The sequence below is a fragment of the Amycolatopsis sp. FU40 genome (genome assembly GCF_021903635.1).
Classification (GTDB): domain Bacteria; phylum Actinomycetota; class Actinomycetes; order Mycobacteriales; family Pseudonocardiaceae; genus Amycolatopsis; species Amycolatopsis dendrobii.
This window is the reverse complement of record NZ_CP091381.1, coordinates 3,745,232-3,772,219: the sequence shown is the minus strand read 5'-3', so window position 1 is coordinate 3,772,219 and position 26,988 is coordinate 3,745,232. Positions and strand designations below refer to the sequence as shown.

At 67.0% G+C, this 26,988-nt stretch carries 30 protein-coding genes; 24 read left to right on the top strand and 6 right to left on the bottom strand.

All coding sequences use genetic code 11. The features are described 5' to 3' along the window. Positions 1–21: 21 nt before the first annotated feature. Positions 22–645 (top strand): hypothetical protein, encoded by a 624-nt coding sequence (locus L3Q65_RS18190; protein ID WP_237600343.1) that lies wholly within the window; start codon positions 22–24, stop codon positions 643–645. 33 nt (positions 646–678) lie between these two features. Here L3Q65_RS18190 and L3Q65_RS18185 read toward each other — a convergent pair whose 3' ends face one another. Next, the gene (locus L3Q65_RS18185) at positions 679–1,065 is read right to left on the bottom strand and encodes an Lsr2 family protein (protein ID WP_237600910.1); all 387 of its coding nucleotides are present in this window, start codon (positions 1,063–1,065) and stop codon (positions 679–681) included. A 122-nt stretch (positions 1,066–1,187) separates the two neighbouring features. Here L3Q65_RS18185 and L3Q65_RS18180 point away from each other — a divergent pair, with 122 nt between their 5' ends. Continuing rightward, positions 1,188–3,341, top strand: coding sequence for an ATP-binding protein (locus L3Q65_RS18180; RefSeq protein WP_237600342.1), 2,154 nt, complete (start codon positions 1,188–1,190; stop codon positions 3,339–3,341). A gap of 3 nt (positions 3,342–3,344) precedes the next feature. Continuing rightward, a complete protein-coding gene (locus L3Q65_RS18175; protein ID WP_237600341.1) occupies positions 3,345–4,205 on the top strand; it encodes a replication-relaxation family protein in 861 nt (286 codons plus the stop codon). Between the two features lie 93 nt (positions 4,206–4,298). On the opposite strand, the gene L3Q65_RS18170 is transcribed toward L3Q65_RS18175, so the two are convergent. Next, positions 4,299–4,526: a DUF397 domain-containing protein gene (locus L3Q65_RS18170; protein WP_237600340.1), complete on the bottom strand. Its 228-nt coding sequence runs from the start codon at positions 4,524–4,526 to the stop codon at positions 4,299–4,301. Between the two features lie 4 nt (positions 4,527–4,530). After that, entirely contained in the window at positions 4,531–5,394 is an 864-nt protein-coding gene (locus L3Q65_RS18165) for a helix-turn-helix transcriptional regulator (RefSeq protein WP_237600339.1), read from the bottom strand. A 295-nt stretch (positions 5,395–5,689) separates the two neighbouring features. On the opposite strand from L3Q65_RS18165, the gene L3Q65_RS18160 reads away from it, so the two are divergent. The 3 genes from L3Q65_RS18160 (at position 5,690) to L3Q65_RS18150 (ending at position 7,952) form a co-directional block, all read left to right on the top strand. After that, a complete protein-coding gene (locus tag L3Q65_RS18160) occupies positions 5,690–6,151 on the top strand; it encodes a hypothetical protein (protein WP_237600338.1) in 462 nt (153 codons plus the stop codon). Positions 6,152–7,249: 1,098 nt separating this feature from the next. Continuing rightward, positions 7,250–7,651: a prepilin peptidase gene (locus L3Q65_RS18155; RefSeq protein WP_237600337.1), complete on the top strand. Its 402-nt coding sequence runs from the start codon at positions 7,250–7,252 to the stop codon at positions 7,649–7,651. A gap of 61 nt (positions 7,652–7,712) precedes the next feature. Continuing rightward, on the top strand, positions 7,713–7,952 hold the full coding sequence (locus L3Q65_RS18150) for a hypothetical protein (protein ID WP_237600336.1): 240 nt from the start codon (positions 7,713–7,715) through the stop codon (positions 7,950–7,952). A gap of 124 nt (positions 7,953–8,076) precedes the next feature. Here L3Q65_RS18150 and L3Q65_RS18145 read toward each other — a convergent pair whose 3' ends face one another. Both L3Q65_RS18145 and L3Q65_RS18140 read right to left on the bottom strand, forming a co-directional pair. Beyond that, positions 8,077–8,850 (bottom strand): helix-turn-helix domain-containing protein, encoded by a 774-nt coding sequence (locus tag L3Q65_RS18145; RefSeq protein WP_370648193.1) that lies wholly within the window; start codon positions 8,848–8,850, stop codon positions 8,077–8,079. Beyond that, complete coding sequence (locus tag L3Q65_RS18140; RefSeq protein WP_237600334.1) at positions 8,847–9,044, bottom strand: hypothetical protein; 198 nt, start codon at positions 9,042–9,044, stop codon at positions 8,847–8,849. The genes L3Q65_RS18145 and L3Q65_RS18140 overlap by 4 nt, the downstream gene beginning before the upstream one ends. Before the next feature lie 288 nt (positions 9,045–9,332). Between L3Q65_RS18140 and L3Q65_RS18135 the strand changes: the two genes are divergently transcribed. From L3Q65_RS18135 to L3Q65_RS18115, 5 genes are all read left to right on the top strand, one after another. Then, a complete protein-coding gene (locus L3Q65_RS18135) occupies positions 9,333–10,397 on the top strand; it encodes a helix-turn-helix transcriptional regulator (protein ID WP_237600333.1) in 1,065 nt (354 codons plus the stop codon). Between the two features lie 8 nt (positions 10,398–10,405). Beyond that, the gene (locus L3Q65_RS18130) at positions 10,406–11,065 is read left to right on the top strand and encodes a YdcF family protein (RefSeq protein WP_237600332.1); all 660 of its coding nucleotides are present in this window, start codon (positions 10,406–10,408) and stop codon (positions 11,063–11,065) included. Between the two features lie 174 nt (positions 11,066–11,239). Then, a complete protein-coding gene (locus L3Q65_RS18125; protein ID WP_237600331.1) occupies positions 11,240–12,475 on the top strand; it encodes an MFS transporter in 1,236 nt (411 codons plus the stop codon). 110 nt (positions 12,476–12,585) lie between these two features. After that, a complete protein-coding gene (locus L3Q65_RS18120) occupies positions 12,586–13,839 on the top strand; it encodes a GGDEF domain-containing protein (RefSeq protein ID WP_237600330.1) in 1,254 nt (417 codons plus the stop codon). Positions 13,840–13,934: 95 nt separating this feature from the next. Next, positions 13,935–15,566 (top strand): DUF4157 domain-containing protein, encoded by a 1,632-nt coding sequence (locus tag L3Q65_RS18115; RefSeq protein WP_237600329.1) that lies wholly within the window; start codon positions 13,935–13,937, stop codon positions 15,564–15,566. A gap of 104 nt (positions 15,567–15,670) precedes the next feature. Here the strand turns inward: L3Q65_RS18115 and L3Q65_RS18110 are convergent, their stop codons facing one another. After that, positions 15,671–16,048, bottom strand: coding sequence for a helix-turn-helix domain-containing protein (locus tag L3Q65_RS18110; protein ID WP_237600328.1), 378 nt, complete (start codon positions 16,046–16,048; stop codon positions 15,671–15,673). A gap of 398 nt (positions 16,049–16,446) precedes the next feature. Here L3Q65_RS18110 and L3Q65_RS18105 point away from each other — a divergent pair, with 398 nt between their 5' ends. The 13 genes from L3Q65_RS18105 (at position 16,447) to L3Q65_RS18045 (ending at position 26,826) form a co-directional block, all read left to right on the top strand. Beyond that, a complete protein-coding gene (locus tag L3Q65_RS18105; protein WP_237600327.1) occupies positions 16,447–16,737 on the top strand; it encodes a DUF6355 family natural product biosynthesis protein in 291 nt (96 codons plus the stop codon). Positions 16,738–16,836: 99 nt separating this feature from the next. Then, complete coding sequence (locus tag L3Q65_RS18100) at positions 16,837–17,376, top strand: hypothetical protein (RefSeq protein ID WP_237600326.1); 540 nt, start codon at positions 16,837–16,839, stop codon at positions 17,374–17,376. Positions 17,377–17,630: 254 nt separating this feature from the next. After that, positions 17,631–18,245: a hypothetical protein gene (locus L3Q65_RS18095; RefSeq protein ID WP_237600325.1), complete on the top strand. Its 615-nt coding sequence runs from the start codon at positions 17,631–17,633 to the stop codon at positions 18,243–18,245. A 1-nt stretch (position 18,246) separates the two neighbouring features. Next, the gene (locus L3Q65_RS18090; RefSeq protein ID WP_237600324.1) at positions 18,247–18,891 is read left to right on the top strand and encodes a flagellar biosynthesis protein FlgA; all 645 of its coding nucleotides are present in this window, start codon (positions 18,247–18,249) and stop codon (positions 18,889–18,891) included. Between the two features lies 1 nt (position 18,892). Next, entirely contained in the window at positions 18,893–19,789 is an 897-nt protein-coding gene (locus L3Q65_RS18085; protein ID WP_237600323.1) for a hypothetical protein, read from the top strand. Continuing rightward, entirely contained in the window at positions 19,779–21,152 is a 1,374-nt protein-coding gene (locus L3Q65_RS18080) for a CpaF family protein (protein WP_237600322.1), read from the top strand. Before L3Q65_RS18085 ends, L3Q65_RS18080 begins: the two co-directional genes overlap by 11 nt. Then, positions 21,145–21,978 (top strand): type II secretion system F family protein, encoded by an 834-nt coding sequence (locus L3Q65_RS18075; protein ID WP_237600321.1) that lies wholly within the window; start codon positions 21,145–21,147, stop codon positions 21,976–21,978. The genes L3Q65_RS18080 and L3Q65_RS18075 overlap by 8 nt, the downstream gene beginning before the upstream one ends. Beyond that, positions 21,975–22,802: a type II secretion system F family protein gene (locus L3Q65_RS18070; RefSeq protein ID WP_237600320.1), complete on the top strand. Its 828-nt coding sequence runs from the start codon at positions 21,975–21,977 to the stop codon at positions 22,800–22,802. Before L3Q65_RS18075 ends, L3Q65_RS18070 begins: the two co-directional genes overlap by 4 nt. 15 nt (positions 22,803–22,817) lie before the next feature. Further along, a complete protein-coding gene (locus tag L3Q65_RS18065; RefSeq protein ID WP_237600319.1) occupies positions 22,818–23,024 on the top strand; it encodes a hypothetical protein in 207 nt (68 codons plus the stop codon). Positions 23,025–23,085: 61 nt separating this feature from the next. Next, the gene (locus L3Q65_RS18060; protein ID WP_237600318.1) at positions 23,086–23,415 is read left to right on the top strand and encodes a hypothetical protein; all 330 of its coding nucleotides are present in this window, start codon (positions 23,086–23,088) and stop codon (positions 23,413–23,415) included. Continuing rightward, on the top strand, positions 23,412–23,849 hold the full coding sequence (locus tag L3Q65_RS18055) for a hypothetical protein (protein WP_237600317.1): 438 nt from the start codon (positions 23,412–23,414) through the stop codon (positions 23,847–23,849). The genes L3Q65_RS18060 and L3Q65_RS18055 overlap by 4 nt, the downstream gene beginning before the upstream one ends. Further along, positions 23,846–24,250 carry a pilus assembly protein TadG-related protein gene (locus L3Q65_RS18050; RefSeq protein ID WP_237600316.1) on the top strand — a complete coding sequence of 135 codons (405 nt, stop codon included), beginning with the start codon at positions 23,846–23,848 and terminating at the stop codon, positions 24,248–24,250. Before L3Q65_RS18055 ends, L3Q65_RS18050 begins: the two co-directional genes overlap by 4 nt. 335 nt (positions 24,251–24,585) lie before the next feature. Beyond that, a complete protein-coding gene (locus L3Q65_RS18045) occupies positions 24,586–26,826 on the top strand; it encodes a LysM peptidoglycan-binding domain-containing protein (RefSeq protein WP_237600315.1) in 2,241 nt (746 codons plus the stop codon). Positions 26,827–26,988 lie beyond the last annotated feature (162 nt).

The window sequence follows — 26,988 nt, the reverse complement described above, 5'->3', positions numbered from 1 at the left end:
CTGCTCGAGAAGGGAAGCCCTGTGTTGATCGTTGCCGTTGGGTCCTACCTTGGCCTCGCCGTTGGCTGTTCGCTTGAGTTCATCGCTAAAGCGGGGAAACCCGCTGGTCAGTGGCAGTGGAGCACGGTTGCTCATAAAGCCGACATGTTCTCCCGTACGCATGGCCGTCAGGCCATGCAGGAGAACGGTGCGCCGCAGGCGCTCCATATGGACCACCTGCTCACGAGCGCCGCGCTGTGGTGGGTGACCACAGCGGTGGTCGCGATCTTGATCGCGGTCTTTGTCCTCCACCGACACATCCGTTCCCGCCACCTCCGCTCTCGTGTCCGCTACGACCTGCTGCCGACGGCCGCCTTCGAGCCGTCGCTGCCGGCTGTGCTGGCGTTCGCCCACCAGTTGGGCCGCGCGCGTCCGGTGCACGGCTGGGTGCCCCGCTCGGTCGTCGGCGTCCGGGTGCGGTTCGGGACCGACCCGGACTTCGGGAAGATGGTGATGAGCATCGAGGGGCGGGAATCCATTGCCGGTGTGCTGAACAAGCTCAGCTACCCGCAGGTGGAAATCCGCCGCGCGACGCCGCCCGGTGGCGGAGAAACCACCCTCACGGCCGGAGGAGAGACCACCCCGGGCGACGCGAAGGAGAAATGACCTCGGCGGCCGCCGCCCGGGGTTGCTGACGGGCTATTTCGCTGCGGATTTCTTCGCGGTGCGCGCCCGGCGAGGCTTCGTGTCTTGCTTCAGGCTTTCTTCGTATGCGGCGACGACGTTGGCCGGGATGCGGCCGCGTGCGGCGACGGCCCACTGGTTGGCGACAGCCCACGTTCGGATGGCTTTGGACCGCTCGCGGTCCTCGGCGGTGGGTGCGGCCGCGGCCGAGCCGGTGGTTTTGCGCCCGCCGGTGCGGCGGGCGGAAGCGATGAAGGCGGCGAGCTGGTCGCGTAGGGCGGCGGCGTTGTCGTCGGACAGGTCGAATTCGTACTGGGCGCCGTCGAGTCCGAAGGGGACGGTTTGGCTGGCTTCGGTGCCGTCGAGGTCGTCGATCATCTCGACGAGGACTTTCTGTAACAGCCGTCCACTGTGGTCAGTCAGGGTGAGAATCATCGCGGTTGATTGTGACCTTGTCTTCTTCGCAAAACGGCACGAGCGAAGGGGAGCGGCATGGCTGACGGAGCGACTGTCCTGGTGAACGCGTGAGCCGGGCCGAGAGGCACGGCGTTCACGTCGCGCGGGCTGAACTGGTCTTGGCACGGCCGCCGCAGTTCGCGCTGAAAGCGTTGCCAGTCCGGCCGGATGATCCGTTGCAGTCCTTGGCGAACGCGCTGGGCGACGTTCGACCGGATCTCGGCGAGAGCGTCGACGTGTGCCTGGACCTGATACCGCTGACCCCTGCCCGGACCCGGCGTGTCTCGCGTAAGCACCAGCCATCGGGTGACTCCGCAGGCGTGTTGCACGCGGTTGGAGAGGGGCTGGCGGAGGTCGTCGGCGAGTTCCTGCCTGGTGCGCGCGGACAAGGAGGAGCCGTCGCCGTGCGAGGGTCGCGGAAGCCGGTGAATCAGAACAAGTTCCTCACCGACGAGCCGGTGTTCGCGGTTCAGTTGTTGTTGCGGTGTGCCTCTGAGATTCCCGGGCGAGCGGAGGCGCACCTGCGCAGCGTGATCGGTGCGTTCGATGTCTACCGCGGCGAAAACTACTGGCGTTTGCGCGGCGCTCGGCTCCTCGGCCGACATCTGGGTGCGGACCTGCCGGTGGTGAGGTGGCTGTTCGACAGGCGGTTCACGAGCGGGCTGGCGAAGCCGCGCTGCGGCTCCTTGGTCACGGCCGGGGAGATCGCCGCTTTGCTCAAGCCGCCGTCGGGCCGGTGTTTGTCGCCGGTGATCGCGCGGAGCCGGGGCTGGGTGCTGCCCGCGCCGCGGGAAGTGCCGACGTACCGGCCAGAAGCTGGTCTGGTGCGGTTGGGCTACGTGACCGACGTCAACGGTGAGGAGCGGCTGGTCGGCATCCCGAAGCGGGAGCTGCTGTTCTCGGCACGGTTCGGCAAGGCTGGGTTCGGCAAGACGGAAGAGGCGCTGGCGCAGGCGATCGAGATCGCCCGTGCGGGCGGCGGGGTGTGGTTTCTCGACCCGCACGCGGACGGCTGGCAGCGGGCGAAGCCGTATCTGTCCGACCCGGGGCTGCGGAATCGGCTCTGGGAGATCAACCTCGATGTCCGCGGCCGGGGCAAGCGGTTGCCCGGCTGGAATCCGCTGAGCATGCAGGGCTACGACGAGACTGATATCGAGGACCGGGTCGACGCCGTGGTCACTTCGTTCGCTGCGGCGTTGAGCTGGGGTGATGCGGCACCGCGGGCGAAGTCGATTCTGACGAAGGCGTGTGAGGCGCTGTGTTACGTGGCGATGAGAGTGCCGGCGGAGTGCGCGCCCACGATCTTCCAGATCCCCACGTTGCTGGACGACGCGGACTGGCGCGAGGAAATCTTGGGTTGCCTGCGGCCGAGCGTGCGCCGGTACTGGACCGATTCCTTCACCCGGCTTACTCCGGACGCGACGACGGTGGTCACGAACATCATCAACCGGCTCCGCACGAGCCCGACGCTGTCGGCGTTCCTGGGATCGTCGGTCACCACTTATGAAGTGCGCAAGGCGATGGATGCGAACCGGATCGTGTTCGTATGCACCAGCGGCGCAGGCGAGACGAGCAAGCTGATCACCTCGTTCATGATCTACGACCTGTTCCGCGCTGGACGGTCCCGCGCGAACATTCCAGTGGAGAAGCGCCGCAGGTTCGACGCGTTCATCGACGAACTCGCCGCAGTGGACGGCGCGGCGAAGGGCTACGTCGCGGCGATCCTCGAACAAATGCGGAAGTTCCAGGTTCGGCTGCACGTGATGAACCAGATGCCCGACCGCCTCGCCGCCGAGACCCGTCGCGCATTGCTGCAGAACCAGTCGCTGCTGATGACGAGCGCCGCCGCGATCGACGGTGCCCGCACGGTCGCGCGGGAGTTCGGCGGTCTCGTCCAGCCGGCGACGATCACCGAGCTGGAGCAGTTCCACCACGTGGTGACCGTGACCCTGGGCGGACAGCGGACGACGCCGTTCAAGATCCGCGGCCTGCATGTGGACGGGGAGTTCGCCGAGCACTTCCATCCGGAGTGGAACGACAAGGTCGACGAATGCCTGGACTGGAATCTCCGCCGTCGCCCGATCGGCGAGGTCCTGGACGAACTCGAAACCCTCGACGAGCGCATCATCACCGCTCTGCATAGCGGCGGACGGCCGCGATCGCGACGCGGCAGGCCGCCGGGCCGGGGGAGCAGTGGCGAGATCGAGTCCAGTGTGGAGTGACGAATGCTGCTCGATCCATTTCAGCTGCAGGCGCTCTTGCTCGCGTACTGGCACCGGCTTGTCTCGACTGACCAACTCGGGCGGCTGATCGCGCCGGGGATGCCGTTGCGCACGGTCCGGCACAAGCTCGCGGTCCTGCGCCGCACCGGTCTTCTCGACGCGGTGACCCGCGAGCACAGCCCGCGTGCCTGGTACGTCACTGCGGAAGGCGCGGCGATGGCCGAACTGTCGGACGCGGTGGAGCCGAGGCAGTACCGGGTCGCGGATCCCGAGGCGGCTCAAGTGCTGCTTGCTCACAGTCTCGACGTCGTCGAGACCGGTCTCGCGTTCGTGGAGACCGCCCGTGCACACGGCCACGATTGCGGCCCGCTGTCTTGGACCCCGGAAGTCGCACACCATCGCGACGGCCGGCGCGCCACAGTGATCGCGGACGCAGTCCTGCACTACGTCCTCGACGAGGGGAACCGTTCCCAGCGCATCTTCTTCGTTGAACTCGACCGGTCGACCATGCCGGTCGCCCGCTTGGCGCAGAAGCTCGTCACGTATGTGCGCTACCACGACTACGTGCCGCGGCGTCCCGGAGCGAGTCCGGCTTGGCGTTCACGGTATCCGCGCTTCCCGCGCGTCGTGATCGTCTTGTCCGGTGCTGCGGAGCATGTGCTCGAACGCCGGCTCGTAGATTTGCGTGCTCACGCGCAGGCATTGCCGGTGGTCGCGTCGGCCGGTGACCGGGTCGACCTGGTCGTGACGACCTTGCGGCGGCTCCAGAACGACGGGGTGCTGGCCGATGTTGCCGTGCCTATCCTCGGTGCGGACACACGCCGCCGGTCGCTATTCGCGCCGGTTTACCGGAACACCCGCTGAGGAAAAAATGAGACCGGAGCAAGCTCTGGGCAAAGGAATGCCCCTGGCCGACAACGTCGATCGTCAGGGGCGCTTCCACCGGTAAGAGATGGTTTACGGCTTCGTGAGGTCGAACTCGCCGTCCTTGATGCCGCGCACGAACGCGTCCCACTCGGCGGAGTCGAAGACCAGGATCGGGCTCGTGGCACCGAGTTTGGTATCGCGGACTCCGACCAGGCCTGGGACGGATCCAACTTCCACGCAGGCGTTTTCCTTGCTGTAGGAAGCTTTGTGCCAGTTGGTCGCGCGGGCGAGGGCGGCGACGGCGTCCTCGTGCTTCATGGGATCACAGGTCCTTTGCTAGCTGACGGAACAGCGCCGGAGTTTTCTCCGGCTTGGTGGCTTTGACCCGGAGTTCGGTCAAGGCGTTGCGGTACTTCCTGATCTGCTCCAGCTCCTCGTAGTAGTAGGGCTTGACCAGCGTCTCCGCGTACACGCAGCCGGGGTAGTCCTCCAGTTCCGGCGGCGCGGACAGGATGGTGAAGGTCCCTTCCGCGCCAGTGTGCGCGCCGACGGTGGTCGGCAGCACCTGGATTTTGATGCCGGGCCGATCGGCGAGGTCGGCCAGATGGAGCAGTTGTTCGCGCAGAACGTCCTTGCCGCCGACCTGCCATTCCAACGCGGTGGCGGCCATGACCCGCCAGACCAGCGGAGATTCGCCTTCCTCGAAGATCATGCGCTGGCGTGCCATCCGCAGGTCGACGCGTTGGCGCACCTCGTCCTCGTCGAGGTCTGGTCCGGCACCGCGGATGGTGGCCTCGGCGTACCGGCGGGTCTGGAATGCTCCGGCAACGACGTTGGCGTCCCAGCCTTCCAGCTGGCTGGCGGAGGACTCCATGCCCAGGAACAGGCCGAAGTCCTCGGGAAAGTCGTGCTGTCCGCCGTCGGCGAACCAGTCTTTGCCCTTGCGGGCGCGTTCCCTCAAGCGCAGGAACGCTTCGATCCGGTGGGCGACGCCGTAGAGCGTGAGCAGCCGCTCGAGTTCGAGAGGTTTCGGCAGCGAGCGGCCGTTCTCGATGTGGGCGATGGCCGACACGCTGCCGCGGATCGCCCGGGCCGCGTCTGACCGCTCAAGGCCGGCGATCTCGCGCAGGTGCCGCATGGCGACGGCGAACCACCATTTCAGCGCGGTCGGACTGGTCGTTGCCACGCGTTGCTCCTGTTCTCCCTCGCCTCTCGCGCTCGCCGGAAGCACGGCTTGCGCAAGCGCACCCAATCGGACGATCCCATTTTGACGATCGTCAGTTGTACTGTCATCAGTATGACCTACGTCACGCTGATAGCCGACACGGTACCGGCTGACGGTCACTTGCCCCGTGACGGCGCTCCGGCGATTGCCCCCGCCGTCGAGCGCTGTCGCGGGGCTTTCGATGGCGGCGGCCCCGGCCCTGACCCCCGATCAGTCCGGGGCCGCTGCCTCCCAGCTGTGAAGGAGCCACCGCGAGATGACTGCGATCTTGTCTGTGCCGAAGGCGGCCTTGGCCGAGCTTGTGCACACCGTGACGTGGATGTTCAAGGGCAAGGACCCCCGCGATCAGTTGATCGACGCGCTGCGGGCCGCACGGTTGGTCCCCGCGGTATTCGTGCCAGGAATCGAGCATCAGGCTGCCACTGCGATCGTGACAGTTGGGCTGCCGGGTGTGGTCTACCGCAAGTGGAGCCCGCACCGGAAGCTCGACGAGCACTTGTTCCTGGACGTCGATGCCTGGTCCGGCGTGCGGGTAGCGGCCTGCTGGGACAGTCGCGCGCACCGCGTCCGAATGCGCGTCGCCGAGGTCGGAGCGCCGGACCTGTGGGACCGGATCGTCGCGCTCTTCACCGAGTGGGAAGTCGCCGGTTGCCCGGTCCCGTCATCCGCGGGAGCGGCTTCGCGACATCCGCGATCATCTTCCTGTCCGGCGCGATGAAAGTCCCTGCGGCTGGGACGGTGCTTCGTTCCTGCGGTGCGGACTGCGCGGATGGAGCGGGCTGATGGTGCGAATCCGGCCGATGGCGGCCCTGATCTTTGCGGCGGACAGTCCCGCTGGCCGCGTGAGCGAAGCCATCAACGACCTGACCAGACACCTGGCGGACCCCGGCGTGCATGCCGCACAGCTTCGGCTCGGGGATGTCGTCCCGCCGGAACTGCACTCCCGCCTGTGGCCACCGGTCTTGCCCGAGCGGCGGAGCGGCCGTCCGAAGCCTCTGATGAGGAGGACGATCGTGGATGAGAGTGGGCAAGGTCGGACCACGGCGAAGACAAGCTGCAGGCTTACCACCGACTCTTCGTCCCATCGCCCCGCATCTATGCGTCCGGGCCGGGCTTGTCGAGTCAGATCAGTGAACCGGTGGAAGCGGCGGACATGCGGAAGGAGCGGTCCTGTGCGGAGCCGCGCCCCGCCGACTCCGAGCAGGGCCGCTCATCACCACCGAGGTCGCCCGCCTGCCGCGATGTATCGGGCCACGGCGTCCCAGGCGTGTCTCTCGCGTCTCTGCGAGCGATCAGCGGGAGGGCGCGGTGGAGGTGCTTCGGTCTGTCGAGTGGGTCGCGAACCACGTGGAGGCACACGGCCAGTTGCTGGTTCGCGGAGCGAACCTCGCTGCGGTGATCGATCTAGCGCGGGTGTCTCTTGCCGGGCAGTTTCCTTGCAACTGTTCGCTGGGACGGCTGCGCATTCTCAGGGTGGGCTGGTGGAAGAGCGTGCCGTGCAGATGTCGCCGGGCACTCGCCTCGTCTAACCATCCAGGCTGGCATTATCAGCCTGGGTGTTGTGAGGACGATGACGCCTGGTACGGCGCGGAGGTGCGGATCGAGGTCCGCCGTGACATCTGAACTGTGGTTCTGGCGAACTGTTGTCGCGGCGTTCTCGGGTGCCGTCGGCATTGTCTTGCTCCGCCGAACCGGAGTCACGTCTCGTTGGCGGGAAGTCGCGTTGCTGGGTGCCGCGGCGGCCATCGCTGTCTGCTGGCCATCGGGTCTCTCGTCGGCAGCAGGTCCCCTAGTCGCTTTCGGATTGCCTGCTGTCGTGGTCGACTTCGCCGAGCATCGTGTTCCGAATCAGCTCAGCGCAATGCTTTTCGTCTCCGTGACGGCATGCATCATCGGCACCGCCCTATTTTCGGGAACACCGGATATGGTGCTCCGTGCCGTGATCGGCGGCGCGGCATGGGCAGGGCTGCTGCTCGCATCATTCGTCCTGAGCGGGCATCCCGGGCCTGGCGACGTGAAACTAGCTCCGTCGCTAGGAATGCTCGCGGGTACAGCAGGCTGGTCGGCGATCGGCGCGGCGATTGTCTTCTGCTACCTGCTCGCCGGAATCCAAGCGCTGGCGACCGTCTTGGCGCGACCCCGGCAATGCCGGATCCCGCTCGCGCCTGCGATGGTCGGCGGCACGGTGCTGGCGGCAACGATGACGCTGGTGCGCTGAATAAAGCTCTGCTGTCGCGGCCGTGTCTCGCGTTGTATCGCCTACGAGAAGGAGTCGGCTCGTGAACGACCAAACCTGGCCCGAAGACATGCTCGAGTACGCGGCAGCGAACGCGGCCGACCGGTTCGACCTCGATCAGGACCAGGCCCGCGACCTGGTCGGGTTGGTGTCCGAAGCATTGGAGGACGGCGGTGACGCCGTGGACGACGTCGCATGGGACGTCCATCAGCAGGACGACTCTGTCCCCGGTGAGGACTTCGTCGAGGACGTGGCTGACAGCCTGGGGTATGACCTGGGGTAGCCCGTCGACAGAGGCCGAAGGAGATCGAACAGTCGGAACGCGGTCGGCCTGGACGTGGTGCAGGTCGACCGCGTTCCGATCGCCAGAGCCAGCTCGGGGCGCGGTTCTTGCCGGGCTTTGCCGGTCACTGGCCCGCCTTCAGTTCTCGGAGCGTCTGCTCGATCGTATCGACGGTCTGCTCGGGGGAGAGCGCTTCGCCCGCGAAGCTTCGGGTGGCGCGAATGTAAGCGGCGGTCGCAAGTTCGGCTGTGAGGTAGATGGAGCAGCCTGCGTGCCGCAACGCGACCGTCGGTGTCCTGCCCTCAATGCGGTAGACGGTGAACGCCGGGAGGTCTCCGACGTCAGCCGTTACCAGGCGGACGCCACCGCGCTCCTTCCGGAGGAGGCGGAGCAACCGTTCGTTCCGCTCGATCATCGCCGCGCGGCTCAGTTCGGAATTTCGACAGGATCGCGCGCTGACGAACAGGTCTCGACTGGCCGGTGCTCGTCCGGAGTAGGCCGACGTCCTCCGATCCGCGCACCGGGAGTCTTGCACGCGGTCAGGCAACGGCATCGGGGCCCACTCGATGATGTGCGACGCCAGCTGCTCGTAGACGGCAGTAAGCCGTGCCGCGGCGTCTTCCCTCGGCTCGATGTGGTTCTCACGGCGCGCGTCCGCCGCGAGCTGGCTGAGGCGGTCGAATTTGGCCTTCGTCAGCTGCAGGACGCCGGCTACAAAGGAAACGATGTCCGGCGGAGGGACTCGTTCCCCCAGTTCCCAGTTGCTCACGTGTGCTGGGTTCACGGCCAGTCTGCGCGCCAGCTCGCGGACTCCGCATTTGGCCTCCAACCTCGCCGCGCGCAACTCGACTCCGATGGCGACGGCGGCGGGCGGAGTGGCGCGAACACAGACCTTCATGGCGCGGTCGGCCCAGCCTGGTTGCCCGCGGAATCCACTGATGCGGCGCGCTCGCGCACTAACGCAGCGGCTTCTGCGAGGACATCGCCGAACTCGCGAAGCTCGTCCGCCGTTAGCTGCCCGGCGATGAGTTCCACGAGGATCCGGGGACGTCGCCGGTACACGGCGGCGAGTGCGGTCAAGGTGTCGATCATCGAGAGCTTCACGGGATCGCCTGGCTGGTCAGGCCCGGGGCGGGAGTCTTCCGCAGTCCGGTCATTTCTTGTCCTCCATGGCTCGGGGAGGCACCTGACGCTCGCCGGCGGATTCGGACGGCGGGATTGGCGGTCATTCCGCCCGGATCCTGGGATGCCGTGCGACTGCAAGGGTGCCTGGAACGACTGTGGATCTTCCGAGCCAGCCGGACCAGGGCGGTATCGGGGCGGGCAGGGGCGTTCTGGGGGCGTTCAGGCCGCTGACCACGGATTAGCAGGGGTGAGAACATGAGCGCCCCACGGGAAAAACTGAAGCGCGCGCGCAAGGAAACTGGCTACTCCCAAGAGTCGTTCGCGTACGCGTTGGGGGTCGATCCGAGCGCGGTCAAACGATGGGAGCGCGGCATTTGGGCACCGAGCGCGCGCCGCCGCCCGAAGATCGCCAAACTGTTGGGCGTCAGCCTTCGCGAGCTTGGCGACCTGCTTGTCCTGGAAGCGCCGACCGGATCGGCAACGGCTGCCGACCAAGGACCTCGCTCGTCTGCTGTGGACTATGAGTTGTGGTCGGATGACCTGGACCGTGCGCTAGTGCACTTTGGACGCCAAGACTTTTACTCCTGCACCGCATTGATCGATCGCTCGCTGCGCCGGTTTTCGCCGGACAGCAACGACGCACTCGGCATGTCGCTGTACGCCCGAACCCTGCGGCTGCAAGGAGATCTGCGCCAGGACCAGGGTTTGCTTCGCGGGCCGTTGTCGGCCAGGCAGAGCTATTCGCTCGCGCGTGCGGTTTTCGCCGATCTCGGCAGGCCTCGGCGGGTAGCGCAGGTCGAGTTGCAGCTGGTGGTGAACGAGGAGATGGCAGGTGCTTACGGCACGGCGGCGGACCGGTACCTCGAACTGGCCGACGACGCACGTTTGTCCGCTCGAGACCGCGCGAGGTCGCAGCTTTGGGTGGGGACTGCGCTGAGCAAAGCAGGCAAACCCGAGGAAGCCGTCCAGTTCATCGAACCGGCGATCGTCGAGTTCGAGAGGCTGGAGGAACCGCTCGACTGGTCAGCCGCACATCAGAAGCTGGCGCTCGCGCACCGGAGCGCTGGCGACCTCCACCAGGCGACTGCGGCTATCGGGGTCGCGCTGGACGCGCAGGGGACTGGAGCACCGATGCAACAGGTACGGCTGGATACGGCCTACGGCCACGTCTTGTTGTCCGATCCGCGGACCGAGTCTGCGGGCCACCGCCGGCTTGAGGCGGCTGCCGCGGTTGCCGAGCGGTACGGCATGATGCACCAGTTGCGGAGCATTCGGAGTCTTCTTGGCTCGGGAACGACGGGTACGGGCGTGAGGGGCTGACTGAGCACGTGGAGCGCGAGCTGACGGCGCAGGACTGGGCGGATGCTGAGGTCGTCTGGGACTTTCACCAGCTCCACCACGAGCTGGTCCCGTGCTCGGCCGCACTCGTTCTCGGGGGCAACGACAGCGGCGTCGCGTCGTTCGCGGCGGAGCTGTACCACCGGGGCTTGTTCCCGCTGCTGGCCTTCAGCGGCGGGAAGACTCCTGCGACCGAGAAGCTCTTTCCACGCGGTGAAGCAGAACATTTTCGCGAGATTGCTCTCCGTCGCGGAGTTCCGGCTGAGGCGACTCTGCTGGAACCGAACGCGCAGAACACCGGTGAGAACATTGTTCTGTCGCGCGAGGTTTTCACCGCGGCTGGGATCCAACCGACTTCGCTGTTGCTGATTGCGATGCCGTACATGGAGCGGCGCGCCTACGCGACCTGCCGACGGCAGTGGCCGGAGGTCGATCCTCGCTGTGCGTCCGCACCGATTGGCTTGCGCGAATATGTCGAGACGATCGGTCCTGCGGCGGATGTCGTGGACATGATGATCGGTGACATGGAACGGGTCATTCGCTATCCGGAGCTGGGATTCGCCATCGAACAGGACGTCCCGGATAGCGCTCTTGCTGCGTATTCGCGCCTTGTGGAGCGCGGATTCACCAGCCGCATGCTGAAGGCTTAACGCAGTCGGCTCGGCTTCGGCTAAGTAGAATTACTCTCTGTTCTCTCGGTACTACGTTCAGGTGAACCGCAGCTGTTTGAGCCTGCTTGTCAACACTCCAGGCATACAGTTGATCACTCGACGCAGTTCTGTGAGCTGAGGTCGTTGGGTTCGTCGGACGGCAGGGGAGGCCGGATGAAGGACACCAAGCACGCACCGATCAGGGATGCGTTGCGGGTCAGGGAGTTTCGCGTCCTGTGGCTGACTGAGGCGTTGTCGGTCTTCGGGGACCAGTTGGCGCGGGTCGCGCTCGCGTTACTGGTGTACGCACGTACGAATTCCGCGCTGCTGACGGCATTGACTTACGCGCTGACCTTCGTGCCAGCTGTTCTTGGCGGATTCCTCTTGTCCGGCTTGGCCGACCGGTTTCCGCGCCGCACGGTGATCGTGGTGACGGACATCGTCCGCGGCTGCTTGGCGGCGGCGATGGCCATTCCTGGAGTGCCGTTGCCGGTGCTGTGGGTACTGGTCGGCCTGCTCACCCTGGCGGGAGCGCCGTTCAAAGGGGCGCAGTTGGCGCTGCTCTCGGATGTCCTTCCCGAGAAGACCCTGCAAGCAGGTCTCGGACTGAGACAGATGACCTCGCAGATCGCGCAGGTCGCCGGCTTCGGCCTGGGCGGTGTTCTGGTCACGGCGTGGGGCACCAGCGCCTCGCTGGTATTGAATGCCGCGACCTTCTTCCTTAGTGCGACGCTGGTGCTCGTCTTCATCCGGCAACGCCGCGCTGCTGCGGCTGAGGCAGGCAGCGCCGAGCAAAGCGGACTGGGAAAGCTCGACCGTCGGATCGTTGCAGTCGCGCTGTTGGCTGGGCTGACCGGATTGCTCGTGGTTCCTGAAGGCTTGGCCGCACCGTTCGCGACCGCAGCCGGGGTGGGGTCGTTCGGCGTCGGCTTGCTGATGGCATCGGATCCGATCGGCAGCGTCGTCGGCGGGTGGTGGGCCGCGCGTCGGCAAGTGAGCAACGTGCTGTCGGCGAAGGCGGTCGTCCTGCCAGCCGTGGTGGCCGGGGTTCCGCTGGTCCTGTGCGCGTGGTTGCCAGGCGTCTGGTGGGCAGCAGCGTTATGGGCGGTGACCGGGATGCTGTCGACGGTGTACATCGTGCGGATGGTGGCTGCGGTTCGCCAGCTTGTCCCTGATTCGCGTCGCGCCACGGTCATGGGGCGATTGACGACGGTGCTTTACAGCTCCCAAGGCGTCGCGATCCTGCTCGGCGGCGTGGTGGCGGAGCAAGTCGGCCCGGTCGGTGCGGTAGCGCTGTCCGGCGGAGCGGCGGTGGTCGCCGCGGCGGGCACAGGGCTGGTTTGGCAGGCGGCCCGCCCGCGGCGAGCGAGAAGCGCCGCGGACGAGCCTGCGCCGGTCATTGCGGCGTGATCACAGGTCCTTGTTGCGCATGTAGGCCCCCTCCCAGGTGTCCGGCTTGAGGAGGAGCAAGTGGCCGGCTGCCCCTCCTTGGGAACGGAAGTGAGTTCAGTATGCCCCGTGTGATCGGCTCGTGGTGGGCTCGCAGACGAAGCTGGGCGATCTGGGGTATCCCACGCGCGGCGATTGTGTTTCTGCTGCTCGTGGACGGTGCGGCCATCGCCGTGACGACCAGTTCCGCGTTTGCGCGGACTACGGTGCGAGACGCGCTTGAGTGGGTAGTGCTGGTGGTGCTCGGCGTGGTCGCGGCCGAAATGACCCGTCAGGTCGAACGGCGCAGGCGGCGATTCTCGAATACGCCGCACGTGAACTTCTCGTCGGTCTGGACGTTGTCGGCTGCGCTGCTCCTGCCTCCGGCGCTGGCCTCGGCGCTGGTGGCACTTTTGTACCTCCACCTGTGGTTTCGTAGCTGGCGCGGAGTCTCGGGCATACATGCGTACCGGGTGGTCTTCAGTGCGTGCAATGTTGCTCTGTCCTGCCAGGTCGCTGGCTGGGCTGGTCGTCAGCTGAACCTCGTGCCGCCCGGCGCACACCGCGACGCCATGACCGCAGCTGGGCTTGTCGGCGTGATCGCGCTGTATTTCCTGGTGAACTCGACGGTCGTCGCGACTGCAATCGTCTTGATCAAGGGGCGGATGAGCCTGTCTGGCCTGCTCGGCCCGGTCAACGAGAACCTGCTCGAGTTGGCGACCCTGTGCATGGGCGCGTTGACGGCGCTGCTGTTGGTCTGGTGGCCCTGGCTGGTCGTCGTGATCTTTTTGCCGCTGTACGCACTGCACCGCACGGTGCTGATTCGGCAGTTCGAGCAGGCTGCGACGACTGATGCGAAATCTGGCCTGCTCAACGCGACGAGCTGGACCGCGATCGGTGAGTCCGAGATCGAGCGAGCCCGGGAGTTCGGCACAGAGGTCGCCTTGCTGCTGATGGATGTCGAATATCTGGTCGAAGGCCATTACCAGGATGACTGTTTGGTGCCGGACCAGGTTCTTCGGCAGGTTGGCGACGCACTCCGCGATGAAATTCGTGGAGATGACTTGTGTGGGCGCCTCGGCGGTGCCGAGTTCGCGGCGCTCCTGCCCGGTACCCAACCAGACGTGCTCCTCGCCGTTGCGAGGCGGATTCGACAGCGAATCGTTGACGCGTGTTCAGATTCTGCTGACTCATCCATCCGAATCTGTGTTTCAGTTGGCGCGGCACCTTTTCCAGGAGCGGGTCGGACCCTGCAGGAGCTGATGACTGCTGCCGACAACGCTCTATTCACGGCGAAAGACGATGGACGTCGCGACCAGGTGCTGGTTGTCGAAGCGATCGACTGAGGCCTGATCGCATTAGCTTGCTGTGCGGTCAGAGCGGGCAGCTATGTCGATGGCGTGTTGACGGCGCAGTGACGCATCGAGCCGATCCTTGCGCTATGACTGCTTTCCACGAACCGGTGCCGCGGCGGAAGCCGGACCCGCCGGTGCGCTCGGCCCACGAGGAGCACCCGGCCGAGCCGTTGGACGGCGTGGTCCGTGCACGGATGGAAACCGCGTTCGGCACGGACTTCTCGCGTGTCCGGGTACATACCCATCCACATTCCCAGCTCGACGCGCAGATCCGCGGCGCGCGGGCCTTCACCGAGGGCGAGCACCTGACGCTCGGACCCGCCGCGGCCGAGCGGACCAACCTGGACTTGCTTGCCCACGAACTCGCACACGTTCTCCAATCGCGGGCGGCCGCTGAGGGGCCAGCGGCACACACCACGGCGGTGGAGGCGCAGGCCGACCGCATGGCTGACGACGCCGTCTCTGGCAGGCAGGTCCGGGAAACGCCGCTACCTGCTGCAGGGCCGCGTCTTCAGCCAGTCTCCCAGGCTGATCGCAGGCCGCCTCCGGACCGGACGGTCGACGTGATCAGCCTGTCCTACCCGGAGTACGAAGCGCTCACCGGGCAACGCGCCGCCGACGTCCCGGAGGGCGTGCTGCCCGGCCTTCCACCGGCGGCGCTGTCCCGGGCGACCTCTGGCATCCCGGCCGCCGCCGGTGCCCCGGCACTGTTCATCCCGGAAATGAACTGGTACTACCGCGTACTGGCCAGCACCGATCCGAGTGCGGTCCAGTTGCTCGGCGGCGCGAACCTGACGCCTCGGCCGCCCGATCCGGGGTCTGTCTTCAAACCGGCCGCCACTGAGGCAGAGATGACGTTCCGCCATCTCCGGCCGGGAGGTAATGTCCCGAAGATCGGCACGGACCGGATTTCCACCGGGAACCTGGCGGCCTTCGAGAAGCTGCTGGCCGGCCGGGGCACCGGCGAACTGGTCCGGATCGACGTGGAGGCCGCGCGGCGACTGGGTGCGCGATTCCTGGAACACGGTGAAATCATGGCCCAGTTGGAGCAGATCGGTCGTGACCTCGCGCAGCAACTGGCGGCGGCCCGCTCCGCTGGACGGGGCAAGACCTTCATCGCCAAATTGGAGAGTCGGCTGGTGGCTCTGGAACGGGCGAAGGAGTATGCGCGCGGCTTCGGTGAGGGACAGGGCGTCGGCGTAGTCCCCAGCAAGTCGATCAGCCAGGTCAAGGGGCCGAACATGGCTGGCGCGGTGGCCGGTGAAAAGGCGTTTCTCCGCGGTATCACTGTCCTGCGTTACGGCGGCCGCGTGCTGCTGGTGGTCGGAGCCGGGATGTCGGTCGCACGCATCGCGACAGCGCCCGAAGCCGAACGCGGCCGGGTCGCCGCGCAGGAGGGCGGTGGCTGGGCGTTCAGCCTGGCTGCCGGAGCGGCAGGTGCCGAAGGCGGTGCCGCCGCTGGCGCGGCCTTGGGCTGGGAAACCGGCCCGGGCGCGGTGGTCGCGGTTGTTTTGGGCAGCCTGATCGGCGGTGCGCTCGGCTTCTTCGGCGGCCAGGAGTTGCTGGACAAGGCCTACGACGCGACCACCGGGTGGGCCGACGAGGCCGGGCGACGGGAATTCGAGCATTTCCAAAAACTGAATCCGGGTGCAACTCCCACCGACTACGACCGGTTGCAACAGGCGCAAGAGAACTTCGACACTTGGGGCGCGCCTTGACCGCGTATTTGCTGATGCCTGCACCGGCAGAATCCTGCCGGTGCTGGTGGTCGTCGTGCGGTCTTGTTGGTCTAGAGGACTCAGCGCCGGGCTGAGTCCCGGGGTTAGATCTCGGCCGATTCGGAGTTAGCCCGGTGCTGCCGTGCCCAGTTCGCGAGCGGCCGGAGTGCGCGCAGCAGAGATCGCCCGTCCTGGGTCAGGCGGTACCAGACCGCGGAGAACTGGTTGCCGTCCGAGCGACGAGCGACGAGCTGGTGTCCTTGTAGCCGGCGAAGCGTGTCCGTCAGGACCCGGGCCGTGAGCGGACGTGGATGCGACGTCCAGCCGATGCGTTCCTCCACGGCGTTGACATCGGCGAGCAAGTCGTTGAACTGACGCTCGCCCAGGGCAAGGCTGGCGAGGACAGCCACGGTCCATTGCCCCTTCAACAGCTCCAGCACCTCGTGCACGCTCTGCCGGTCCGGCACCTCATGGGCATCCACTCACAGTGAGTACCACGAGCAACTTCGCCTTCGCTCCATTACCTGTTCCGTTTTGCCGACACCTTCCGCCGAACGGGTGAAGAATAGTCGGGTGAGTCGAGACTCAGCGGTCGACTCACCTTGCCCTCAGTCGGATTCGCCGCGTTAAACCAGGACGTGCCCCAGCATCCGGCGTTGGGGAACGGAAGAGGAAGCGGCCGGTCCCCGAACGCGGTGAGAACGGGCGGGGCCGGTCGCCTCACCACCTGAGCGGAGGCATCGTGATCGACCTCGGAATCCTCGTCGGCTGAAACCCGGCGACCAGGCCCGCGCATTCACCGCTCTGTTGTGAAGCAATTTCATTTTTGTTTTGGGGAGGAACTATGTCCATTTCCGGAACAATCAGACGTGCCGTGGCGATGGGTTCAGCTGTGTTCGCGCTCGGCGTGGGAGTCTCGGCCGAGGCATCGGCCACCACCGTGAGCGCTCGCATGCCGTGCGGCTACATCGATCCTGGGATGTACCGGCACTGCGACGGCGGCTCCGGCTCGACGGTGATGCTCGACGTGCAGGACATTTTCCGGAATCTCTTCCGCTACTGCGTCGGACCGGGCATCACGAACGTGCAGCCCGTCGTCCGGCTGCGGGTGATCGACGCCTGGTGGAACGGCGGCGTCGGATGCCAGCCCGGTTATTACGGCCCGGCCTGACCCTGCTCGCTGCGGTGCGGCGGGCCGATCGGGCTCGTCGCACCCGCCTATCCCATGGAGACCCTGATGACTCAGCTCAGGTACCCGACCGTCGCACTGATGATCGCGGGCACCCTGCTCGCTGGATGCTCCAACGCTGCACCGCCGCGGCCTCCATCACCGGCAACTGCCGCCGCGCCCTCGTCTCCCTGGATCCCCGCCCCCGAACACGAAATCGCCCCGAAGGCGTTGGCGGTCTATCGCCAATACTGGGAACTGAGCGAACAAGCAGAGGCGGCTCCGCAGTCGCACGATTGGCGTCCGGCGCTGACTCGGTTGATGGCGGATCCCGCGCTGACGTCTTTCGTCGACGAGTTGGCCAACCTGGCGTCTGTGCCAGCTCACTCGGTCGGGCAATACCGCCGGGCTCCTTCGGTCCGCTCGGTCAGCGTTGCCGAGCCGGCTCGTGTCGTGATCGACGACTGCCTGGATGCCTCTGACGAACACCTGGTCAGTGACAGGCCGGGGGAGACGGGCAAGTACCTCGACAACCCGGGGCAGCCTCGGCGCTATCGGCTGGAAGCCGAGGTGGTCCGGTATCCAGCGCCGTACCGGTGGCTGATTCAGATCGTCCGACCGCACGTGGACCAGCCATGCTGAGCCGCGCTGATGCTGCGATCGGCGTGCTTCTGCTGCTGATCCTCATTCCGGCGCCGGCTGCCGGACAGGAGGGCGGGTGTACGTCGACCGGCACGCGCGGACGCTGCTGGGTCGCCGCGACCGACCCTGGCCGTCCAGGCGGTCCCACTCCCGCGCCGAGCCCTCCGCGGCCCGGCGCAGAAGGGCAAGCACCACGGCCGAAGTTCACGTGCGTCGAGCGACCATGGGCTCAACAGCCTCCTCCGGGAGATCCGATGTGGGGCGGGCACGACCCGCACGAGGGGTCGCTGAAGTTCCAGATGTGCCAAGGCGACGGAGCTGCGCTGCCCTGGCCGAGGGTCGTGTTCGCTCCCAACGGCCAGCCTGCCGCCGCTCCGCAGGTTTCGCCGGCGGAACTGGCCCGGCAGGCGATCGCCGAGCTGGGGCTTGAGGCTCCTGATATCCAGCTCGCTCCTCCGGCGGATTCGCCCCACGGCGCGACTGTCGGGTTCCCGGTCTGGATGTGGACGGTCCGCCGGCCGTCGACGATTGGCCCGGTATCGAAGACTGCAGCCGCCGGCGGGATCTCGGTGAGCGTGACCGCCACGCTCGAGTGGATCACCTGGGCCATGGGAGACGGCGCGCCGGTCACCTGCGCGGGCCCGGGCACGCCGTTCACCGACGACCAGGCTGGCCGACCGTCTCCGACCTGCGGACACATCTATTCCCGAGCGTCCTCCGCCGGGTTCCCCATTTCCGCGACCGGGCACTGGCGGATCCGCTGGTCCGGAGCAGGGCAGGGCGCGGCCGACTCGATGGACCTGACGTCCCGTGCGCAGCTGGCGGTCCGCGAGATCCGGACTCTCAACACCGACGTTCGGGGAGGCTGAGATGACCGTCAAGTCCGTGCCCACCACAGATCGCCCGGCACCGCCCGCGCCGACGCCGTTGCACCCGCCGCGGCGGTACCGGTCGAAGCTGCTGATCCTCGTCGGTGTGGTGCTCTCGGCGATGTGCGCCGCCGGAACCGTCGCCGTTTTCCGGTCGACCAGCGACACGATCGCGGCGGTCGGCGTCGCCGCGCCGGTTCGCTTCGGCGAGACGGTGACCGAGGCTGCCTTGCGAGAGGTCGAGGTCCATCCGACTGCCGGGCTCGATCCGATTCCTTGGGACGGGCGGGCGGAGATCGTCGGCAAACCGGCTACCTCGGACCTTGTCGTCGGCAATCTGGTGACGCGAAGCCAAGTCGAAGGTCCGTCGCTTCCCGTCGTCGGGCAGCAGCTGGTCGGCGTCCCGTTCAAGGCCGGGCAGATGCCAGGAGGCACACCGACCACCCGATCGCCGGTCTTGCTGGTCTCAACCGAGGCCGATAGTTGGCAGCCGGTCCGTGCGACCGTGCTGCGGGTCGGTGCGCCCGACGCCAGTGGGATCCGTGTGGTCGACGTCGTCGTGCCCGCCGCGGACGGTCCTCGTCTCGCAGCAAAGGCCGCAGCCAGCGCGGTGGTGCTGATCATGCTTCCGTTGGGGGCTGGCTGACATGCTGATCTCGTTCTTCTCGCTGTCTGGCAGCCCCGGCGTCTCCACAGCGGTGCTGGCCCTCACCTGGTCGTGGCCACGCGATGCCGTCGCCGTCGAGGCGGATCCGACCGGCGGGCACGCGCTGGCAGTCTTCGATCCCGACGGCGCTCTCGGCCGTCGCGGTCTTCTCGAGTTGACGGTCGCTGCCCGCAAGACTCCGCTGCACCACGCCATGTCGGCGCAGCTGGTCACCTTGCCGAACGGAACCGGCCGCCACCATCTGCTGCCAGGATGCCGTGGCCCGCTGGAATCCGACGGCGTGCCCTGGGCCTCGCTCGCGGGACTGTTCCGCGAGTTCAAGACGGTCGACGTCCTGGTCGATTGCGGTCGCATCCGGGCGCACGGCGCGCCGCGCGCGGTGATGGCCGCCTCGGACCTGGTCGTGCTCGTTCTCCGAAACGACCGCCATTCGCTGGCTCGCGCGGTGCGCTCGTTCGAACTCGTTCAGCGCGAAGCCGGGCTCACCGCGTCCGGCGACGGCAGCCTCGTCGCCGTGGTCGTCCCGGCAGAGTCCCAAGGCTTTCCGCCTGCCGAAGTCGCGAAAGTGTTCGCGGCGCATGGAGTGCCGTTGGCGGGAGTACTGGCGAAGGATCCTGCTGCGGCCGCGCAGTTCAGCGACCTGTTCCAGCCGTCACGGCGATTCCCAACCTCTCCATTGTTGTCGTCGACTCGCGTGGTCGCGCAGGAACTGGGTCGGCGTGCCTCGACGAGGGAAGCGCTGTTGCGCTCTACCAACGTCGTACGGTTCCCGCCCCACCCCGGACCTCCGTCGGTGCACATGGCACCGGTGCCTGCGGTGCGGCCGATCCCGGTGCCAAGGCCGAATCACGGTGGGGAGCCGGACGATGCCGGATGACGCGGAGATATTCGCGGGCTCCGATGAGCTGGTCGATCTGGTGCAGGAACGTTTGGCTCCACGCGTCCAGAACGCGCTGAGGCAAGGAAGCCACGTCCCCGCTGACGAACGAGCGGTCGCCGGAAACCTTATCGACGAGGTACTGAGCGAGGTCGGAAAAGAGTGGATTGCTCGCGGCAGGGCGCTTCCGGATCCGGATCAGGATTGGGCGATCCGGCAAGCCGTCATGGCGGAGATGTTCGGTCTGGGACGCCTCGAACCTTTGCTAGCGGACGACTCGATCGAGAACATCGACGTGATCGGCAGCGATGCCGCGTGGTTGTCCTACGGCGACGGCCGCGTCATGCGCGGACCGCGTATCGCACCCACCGACGACGCGCTGATCCGCTGGCTGCAACGCATCGCCGCACGCCACGGCCGGACCGAGCACGCGATCAACGCGACGCATCCGCTGCTGAACATGGAACTGCCCGGCGGCGAACGTCTTGCCGCGACCGTCGGCGTCACCGACCGGCCGCACGTCTCGATCCGCCGCCACCGGCTCGGCGCTGCCGACCTGGAGGTGCTACGCGACCGCGGAATGATTTCCACCGCGCAGCTGGCGTTGCTGCGCGCCGCAGTCCGGGCGGAGAAGAACATCGTGGTCAGCGGACGGCAGAAGGCCGGTAAGACGACGCTTCTGCGAGGCCTGTGCTGGGAGATTCCGCCGACCGAACGGTTCGCGACCTTGGAGACTGAGTTCGAACTCGGCCTGCATCGGCGTCGTGACCGGTTCCCCGCCGTGGTCGCCTTCGAAGAGCAGCAAGGAAACGCCGAGCACCTCGACAACGGCCATCCGGTCGGCGGCGTCAGCCTGATGCAGCTCGTGTGGCAAGCCCTGCGCATGCACACGGCCCGGATCGTCGTGGGCGAGGTCCGCGGCAAGGAGATCGTCCCGATGCTCAACGCGCTGTCCTCAGGCGGAGCCGGATCTCTGTCGACTGTGCACGCCCGCAGCGCGGATCAGGCGATCCAGCGGATGGCGTTGCTGTGCCTGGACGCGAACTCCGCCTGGACACCCGAGTTCGCGCGCGACATGGTTGCGCAGTCAGTGGACCTGATCGTCCACATCGACCTCACTGCTCGTGACGGCGCACTCGACCGGTCGGTGTCGGAGATCGTCGCGGTCGAACCGGGAGAACACGGGCACCCGGCGCGCACCCACCTCTTCCGCCGTCCGACCGGAGCGTCCCGCGCCGTCCCGACCGGGAACCTCCCGACCGACATCGCCGACCTCGAAGCCTGTGGCTTCGACCGGAACTGGCTCACCACCAGCGGCGACGGCGAATGGACGCTCCGGCCTCCGGAGGAACGTCATGGATGAGTTGCTCGTCGCGCTCACTGGTCTCGGATTCGCCACCGGACTGACCGCAGTGATGGCAGGTTGCCGCGGAACCGCGGGCCGCTCGGTGCGGTCCCGGCATCGCCGTCTGCGGTTCGCCCGGCGCCATCTGATCGCGGTAGGTGCCGGGGGAGTGCTGTGGCTGGTCTCCGGGTGGCCGATCATGGGCGTCGGAGGAGCCGCGGCCGTCATCTTCTTGCCGTGGCTCGTTTCCGCTGGTCGTGCGTCGGCCACGCGAATCGCTCGCCTGGAGGCGATCGAGACCTGGCTCCGCCGTCTCGCGGACCTCCTCGGTCCTGGACACATCGGCCTGACCACTGCCATCCAGGCGTCTGCCCGCGAAGCGCCACCGGAGATCGCCTCCGAGGTGAGCACCCTCGCGCAACGGTTGCGGATCTGGGCGTTCCGTCCGGCACTGCTGGAGTTCGCGGACGACCTCGACGACCGGGTCGGCGACATCGCCGCCGCAGGCCTGTGCGTGGCCCATCACTACGGGGCAGGCGCGGCCGAACTTCTCAATGCGCTGGCACGTCAGGTGTCCGACGAAGTGGGTGCACGTCGTGCCGCGGAGGTCGAACGGGCCCGGCGGCGCTCGACCGCCCGAATCCTGCTCGGCATCTGGGCGGTGATGTTCCTCGGCTTCGCCGTGCTCGGCGGTTCGACCTACACCGGCGTCTACAACTCTGTCGGCGGCCAGGCGGTGCTCGCCGCTGTCCTGGCTCTGGTCGGTGCAGCGGTCGCGTGGCTGCGACGGCTCGGCGTCGAACCGAAATCGCCGCGCTTCCTCCGCTCGGGAGAACCGCGATGACCTCCCTCTCGCTGCTGATCCTCCTGTCCATCGGTTTCGCGGCCGGCGTGACAATGGTGGCCGCGGCATTCGTCCGGACCAGGCCGCGGCTGGCCGATATCGTCGACGATGCCGGCCCGAAGGACGTCCCAGCCCGCTTCGCCTTCCTCTCGGTCCCACTCGCCGATCTGGAACTGGTTGGTCAGGCACCTGAAACGTTTCTGCTGCATCGGATCGTGTTCGCCGCGATCGGTGCCCTCTGGGTGCCCCTGCTCTCCGTCGTTCTCGCGTTCGGCGGCGTGGCCCCGCCTGTTGTCCTTACTGGTGTTCTGTCGTTGGCCACAGCTGTGGTCGGATGGACACTCCCGGCCGCGAGCCTGAAATCGAAGGTCACTCGTGCACGGGCAGAACTGCGCGGCGCGCTGGCCTGCTACTGCCGCCTCGTCGCACTCGGCAGGATCGGCGACCGCGGTCCGGTCGAAGCACTCCGCTACCCGGCTAGCTTGGGCGAGGGCTGGACGTTCCGACGCATCCGCGACGCAATGGACGAGGCCGCCCTGCTCGGCGACATGCCCTGGGACGGCCTGCAACGACTCGGCACCGCCACCGGCGTCCGCGAACTGAGCGACCTGACCCACGTCGTCGCCAGCGCCGGACACGACGGCGCCAGCATCGTCACCTCGCTGCGCGTCAAGGCCGACTCCATCGAGCAGCAACTGTCAGCCGAACGCAAAACCGGCGCAGCAGTGCGTTCCGACCGGATGGACCTCCCGCTTGCCCTCCTCGGACTCGCGTTCGTTGTCTTCCTCGCCTTCCCCGGCGTCGCCACCATGCTCACCACCTAAGGAAGGAAACCCGTCATGCCCCGCTTCGTCCTGACCTGCTGGCTGTTCGCACACGAGCTGCTTTCCGCTCGGCTGCAGGAGTTCCGCCGCGACAGCGAACGTGGCGACGAGAACATCACCAAAGCGCTGTACGCCGCCCTCGCCGTCGGCATCGCCACGCTCATCGCGGGCGCGATTACGGCCTACGTCAACGGCAAGATTCCCCTGATCGGCGGGCATTGACATGAACCGCGCCGAACAGCTGCGAACAGGCGAGCGGGGCGATGACACGATCACTGCGGTCTTGATCATCAGCACCCTGATCATCGCAGCCTTGACGGTGTTCCAGCTCGTCGCGGTCTTCCTCGGCCGCACGATCGCGTTGGAAGCCGCCCGCGACGGTGCCGACCGTGCCCGCATCTCGCCCGTCGACGTGACCGGAGCCGCTCAACGGGCTACCGCCTACACCCGCGACGCGACCGGCGCGTGGCTGTCGCATGTGGACGCCGACGGGCGCTCGGACGGCAACGTCGTCCGGGTGACGGTCAACGCTGAGGTCGCGTCCTTCGTGCCGTTCGTGACCATGCGGATCAGCCAGACCGCCGCCGCGCCGATCGAGCGGATCCGGCCATGACAACTCGCCTCGCCGAACTGCGCACCGAACGCGGCGACATGAACATCGAAGCCGTCATCGGCATCTCCGCCTTGATCGCGCTCCTTGGCCTCGGACTGCTCGGCATGCGCGTCGAAACCGCCCAATCCGCAATAGACGCTGCTGCCCGGGCAGCAGCCCGCCAAGCATCGCTCGCCCACGACGGCCGGGCAGCCGCGTCCGCAGCCGAGCAGCAGTCCCGGGCCGTACTCGCCGAGCAGTCCATCACCTGCGCACACCTGACCGTCGGCATCGACGCCAGCGAGTTCGGCCGCCCCGCGGGCATCAACGGCACCGTCACCGCACGCATCCGCTGCGACGTCCCGCTTGCCGACCTGTTGCCTGGGCTGACCGGGACCAGACCGGTCGAAGCGACGTTCCGTTCCCCGATCGACCGATACGGAGCCCGCCGATGAACCTGTTCCGCGACGAGCGCGGCTCCATCTCCGTGCTGATCCTCGGACTCAGCCTCGCCCTGATCATCGCCATCGGCCTCGCCGTCGACGGCTCCCGCAAAGCACTCGCCGCATCACGGGCCACCGCAGTCGCCGAAGAAGCCGCGCGCGCCGGCGGCCAAGCTCTCGACCCGCACGCGCTCGCCGCCGGAGGGGCCGCGCACGTCGACCCGGACGAAGCTGCGACCGCAGCGAAACGCTATCTCGCGGCATTCGGCATGACCGGAACCGTGCAGGTCAGTTCCGACCACATCGTCGTGGAGACAACCGACTCCCTCCGCACCGTGTTCCTCGGAGCTATCGGCATCTCCGAACTCATCGTCCACGGTCGCGGCGCGGCAGGCCTGATTTCCGCCGACTGACCACGAAGGAGTCGATCATGCGTCCCCTCACCAGCATCGTCCGGTTCCTCGGTGGACTGCTCGCCTTGACCGCGATCCTCGCCGGGCCGCCGACCGCCTTATGGACCTTCCGCGATGTCCTGCTCCCGAACCACGTGCACACCCTCGCCGACGTGTTGTCTGCACTGGTGACGCGCGACAGCGGCCAGGTTTTCCTGACCCTCCTTGCGTTCGCCGGCGTCATCGCCTGGCTGCAACTCGCCGCCGCGGTGCTCGTCGAAGCAGTCGGCCGCCTCCGCGGACTTCCAGTACGCCAGGTCGCCGGGCTCGGCTGGGCACGGAAGGTCGTCGCCGGAGTGCTGCTGCTGATGATCGGGACGGCCACCGTCGCCACTGCCGCGGAACCACCTGCCGCTTCGACAGCGGCACCCTACGTCGTGCGGCCCGGCGACAGCCTGATGCGGATCGCCGCTGAGCGACTCGGCGATGAACGCCGCTACACCGAGATCTACGACCTCAACCACTTCCGTCGCCAACCGGACGGGGAAACCCTCCGCGACGTCGCACTGATCAAACCGGGATGGCAGCTCGAGCTTCCCCTCCGGACGCCGGTCAAGGAATACCGCGTGCAGCCAGGCGAAACGCTGAGGTCGATCGCCCGCGATCGGCTCGGCCGCGCCGACCGCTACCAAGAAATCGTGCGGCTCAACCAGAACGTGCGCAATCCTGACCGCATCCGAGCGGGCGAGACGCTCCAACTGCCGACCGCGCCGCCTGCTGTTCCTGCGCCGCGACCGCCACAACCTGAGCCCACGACGTCAGCTCCGCCGACGAGCACTCCGGTACCGGAACCGCCGACGAACAAGGAGACTAGCCAACAGTCAGCGCAGCCGCCCGGCCCTGCCATCGATACACCGTTGGTGATCGCGGGTGCCGCCGGGCTTGCGGCGGCAACTTTCCTGAGCACGGTCGGCATCCGTCGGCTTCGCACAGCCCGCAGGCACGCCCCGGACTCCGAGCCGATAACGGACCCGATCGACAACCTCGACCGCTCTTTGCGCCAGCTCGCCCAACACGCTGAGAACGAGGGCAGCAAACTGCCAGGAATCCGGATGGTCCGGCTCGGCAGCGCGCGCACGACCGTCCGCCTGGCCGAGCCCGCAGAACCGATCGCGCCGTTTACCGCCACTTTGATCGACGACGAATGGGAATTGACCCACTCGGTCCCGCCGGGCAACGCAGCCAGCGACGCTCCATACCCCTTCCTGACTGGTCTCGGTCACGACCTGCACGGCGACCTGATCCTGCTGAGCCTCGACCGGATCGGAGCACTCCTCCTCGACGGAGACCCGGGCGACATCGCCGAGGTTGCCTCAGCCATAGCCGTCGAACTCGCCAGTTCGCCCTGGGCGCGGGATGTCGCTGTCGACGCCGTCGGAGCAGGGCAACTCCTCGACGGCACCGACCGCATCGACCGGTACCAGTCCGTCGATGACCTGCTCGAACGCCTCGGCGACGCAACCGACCAACGCTCGCACGTCGTGATCGCACTGACCCCGCTTGCGCAGGAGGACGCCGACCTCCTCGCCACCAGCGACGCTGCGGCCGGCATCGTCGCCGTCGTCGCGGGTACCGATCCGGACACGTACATCCCGGGTGCCTGGCAACTCGACCTTCGCGAACACCTGACCCACGTGGAGCAGCTTGACGTCCGCGTTGCGCTGCAACGCGCACCTAAGGACGAACGAAGGGGGACCCCAGAGACCCTCGGTCCCGATCCCGCCGAGACTGTCGCCCATCCACAGAAGGCGGACCGAGACGAGCCCGAGACACCTGCCGAGACCGTTCTCGACCCGACGATGCCGGAGCTGCGGCTGCTTGGACCGGTCTCGTTGCGCGGGGTGGACTACAGCCGCGTCGAGGGCAAGAAGGTCAACCGGCTCACTGAACTGGCCGCTTTCCTGGCCCTCAACCCCGGCGTCCACGCCGATGAGATCTCGCAGCAACTGGGAACCGCGACCCAGCCATGGTCCGCCGCCACAAGACAGGGCTACATCTCCCGCCTGCGCACCTGGCTCGGCCACGACTGTGACGGTGGGCTGTACCTGCCCAACGTCGACGCCAAGAATGGCGGTTACCGCCTCGCCGACACCCTGCTCTGCGACTGGTTCCGATTCCAGCACCTGGTGAGGACCGCAGACGGGGACGATCGTGTCGACCGGCTGCAGCGGGCTCTCGACCTGGTGGAGGGCATGCCGTTGAGCAACGTTCCGCGGACTCGCTACGAATGGAGTTCGTGGCATCAACGCGACATGATCGACCAGATCGTCGAGGTCGCCCATACGCTCGCCACTGCTTACTGCGAAGTTGACGACCTTTCCCGAGCGCGGCGTGCAGCGGTACGAGGCCTCCGTGCTGAGCCCGTCAGCGAATTGCTCAACCGAGACCTTCTGCGGATCGAACACGCAAGCGGAAATCGATCCGCAACCAGAGCGCTCGCTGAGCGTCTGCAAACAGCTAGTTCCTCACTGCAAAGCCCGCTCGAACCCGAGACAGTCGAATTGCTGCAACGAGTGACGCCGCGCATCTCGAATTGACAGTCTCGCCGAATCGAGACGCTTCCTGGGTGCCGTGTCTCTGTGAAGGACGGAGACGGTGACATCCGAGATACGGCGAGACCGTTGTCGAGACTGGGTCCGAGACCGAGTTCGTAGCAGCAGGTCTGCCGGTCTCGAAGTATCTCGGGCGTCTCGAGACTG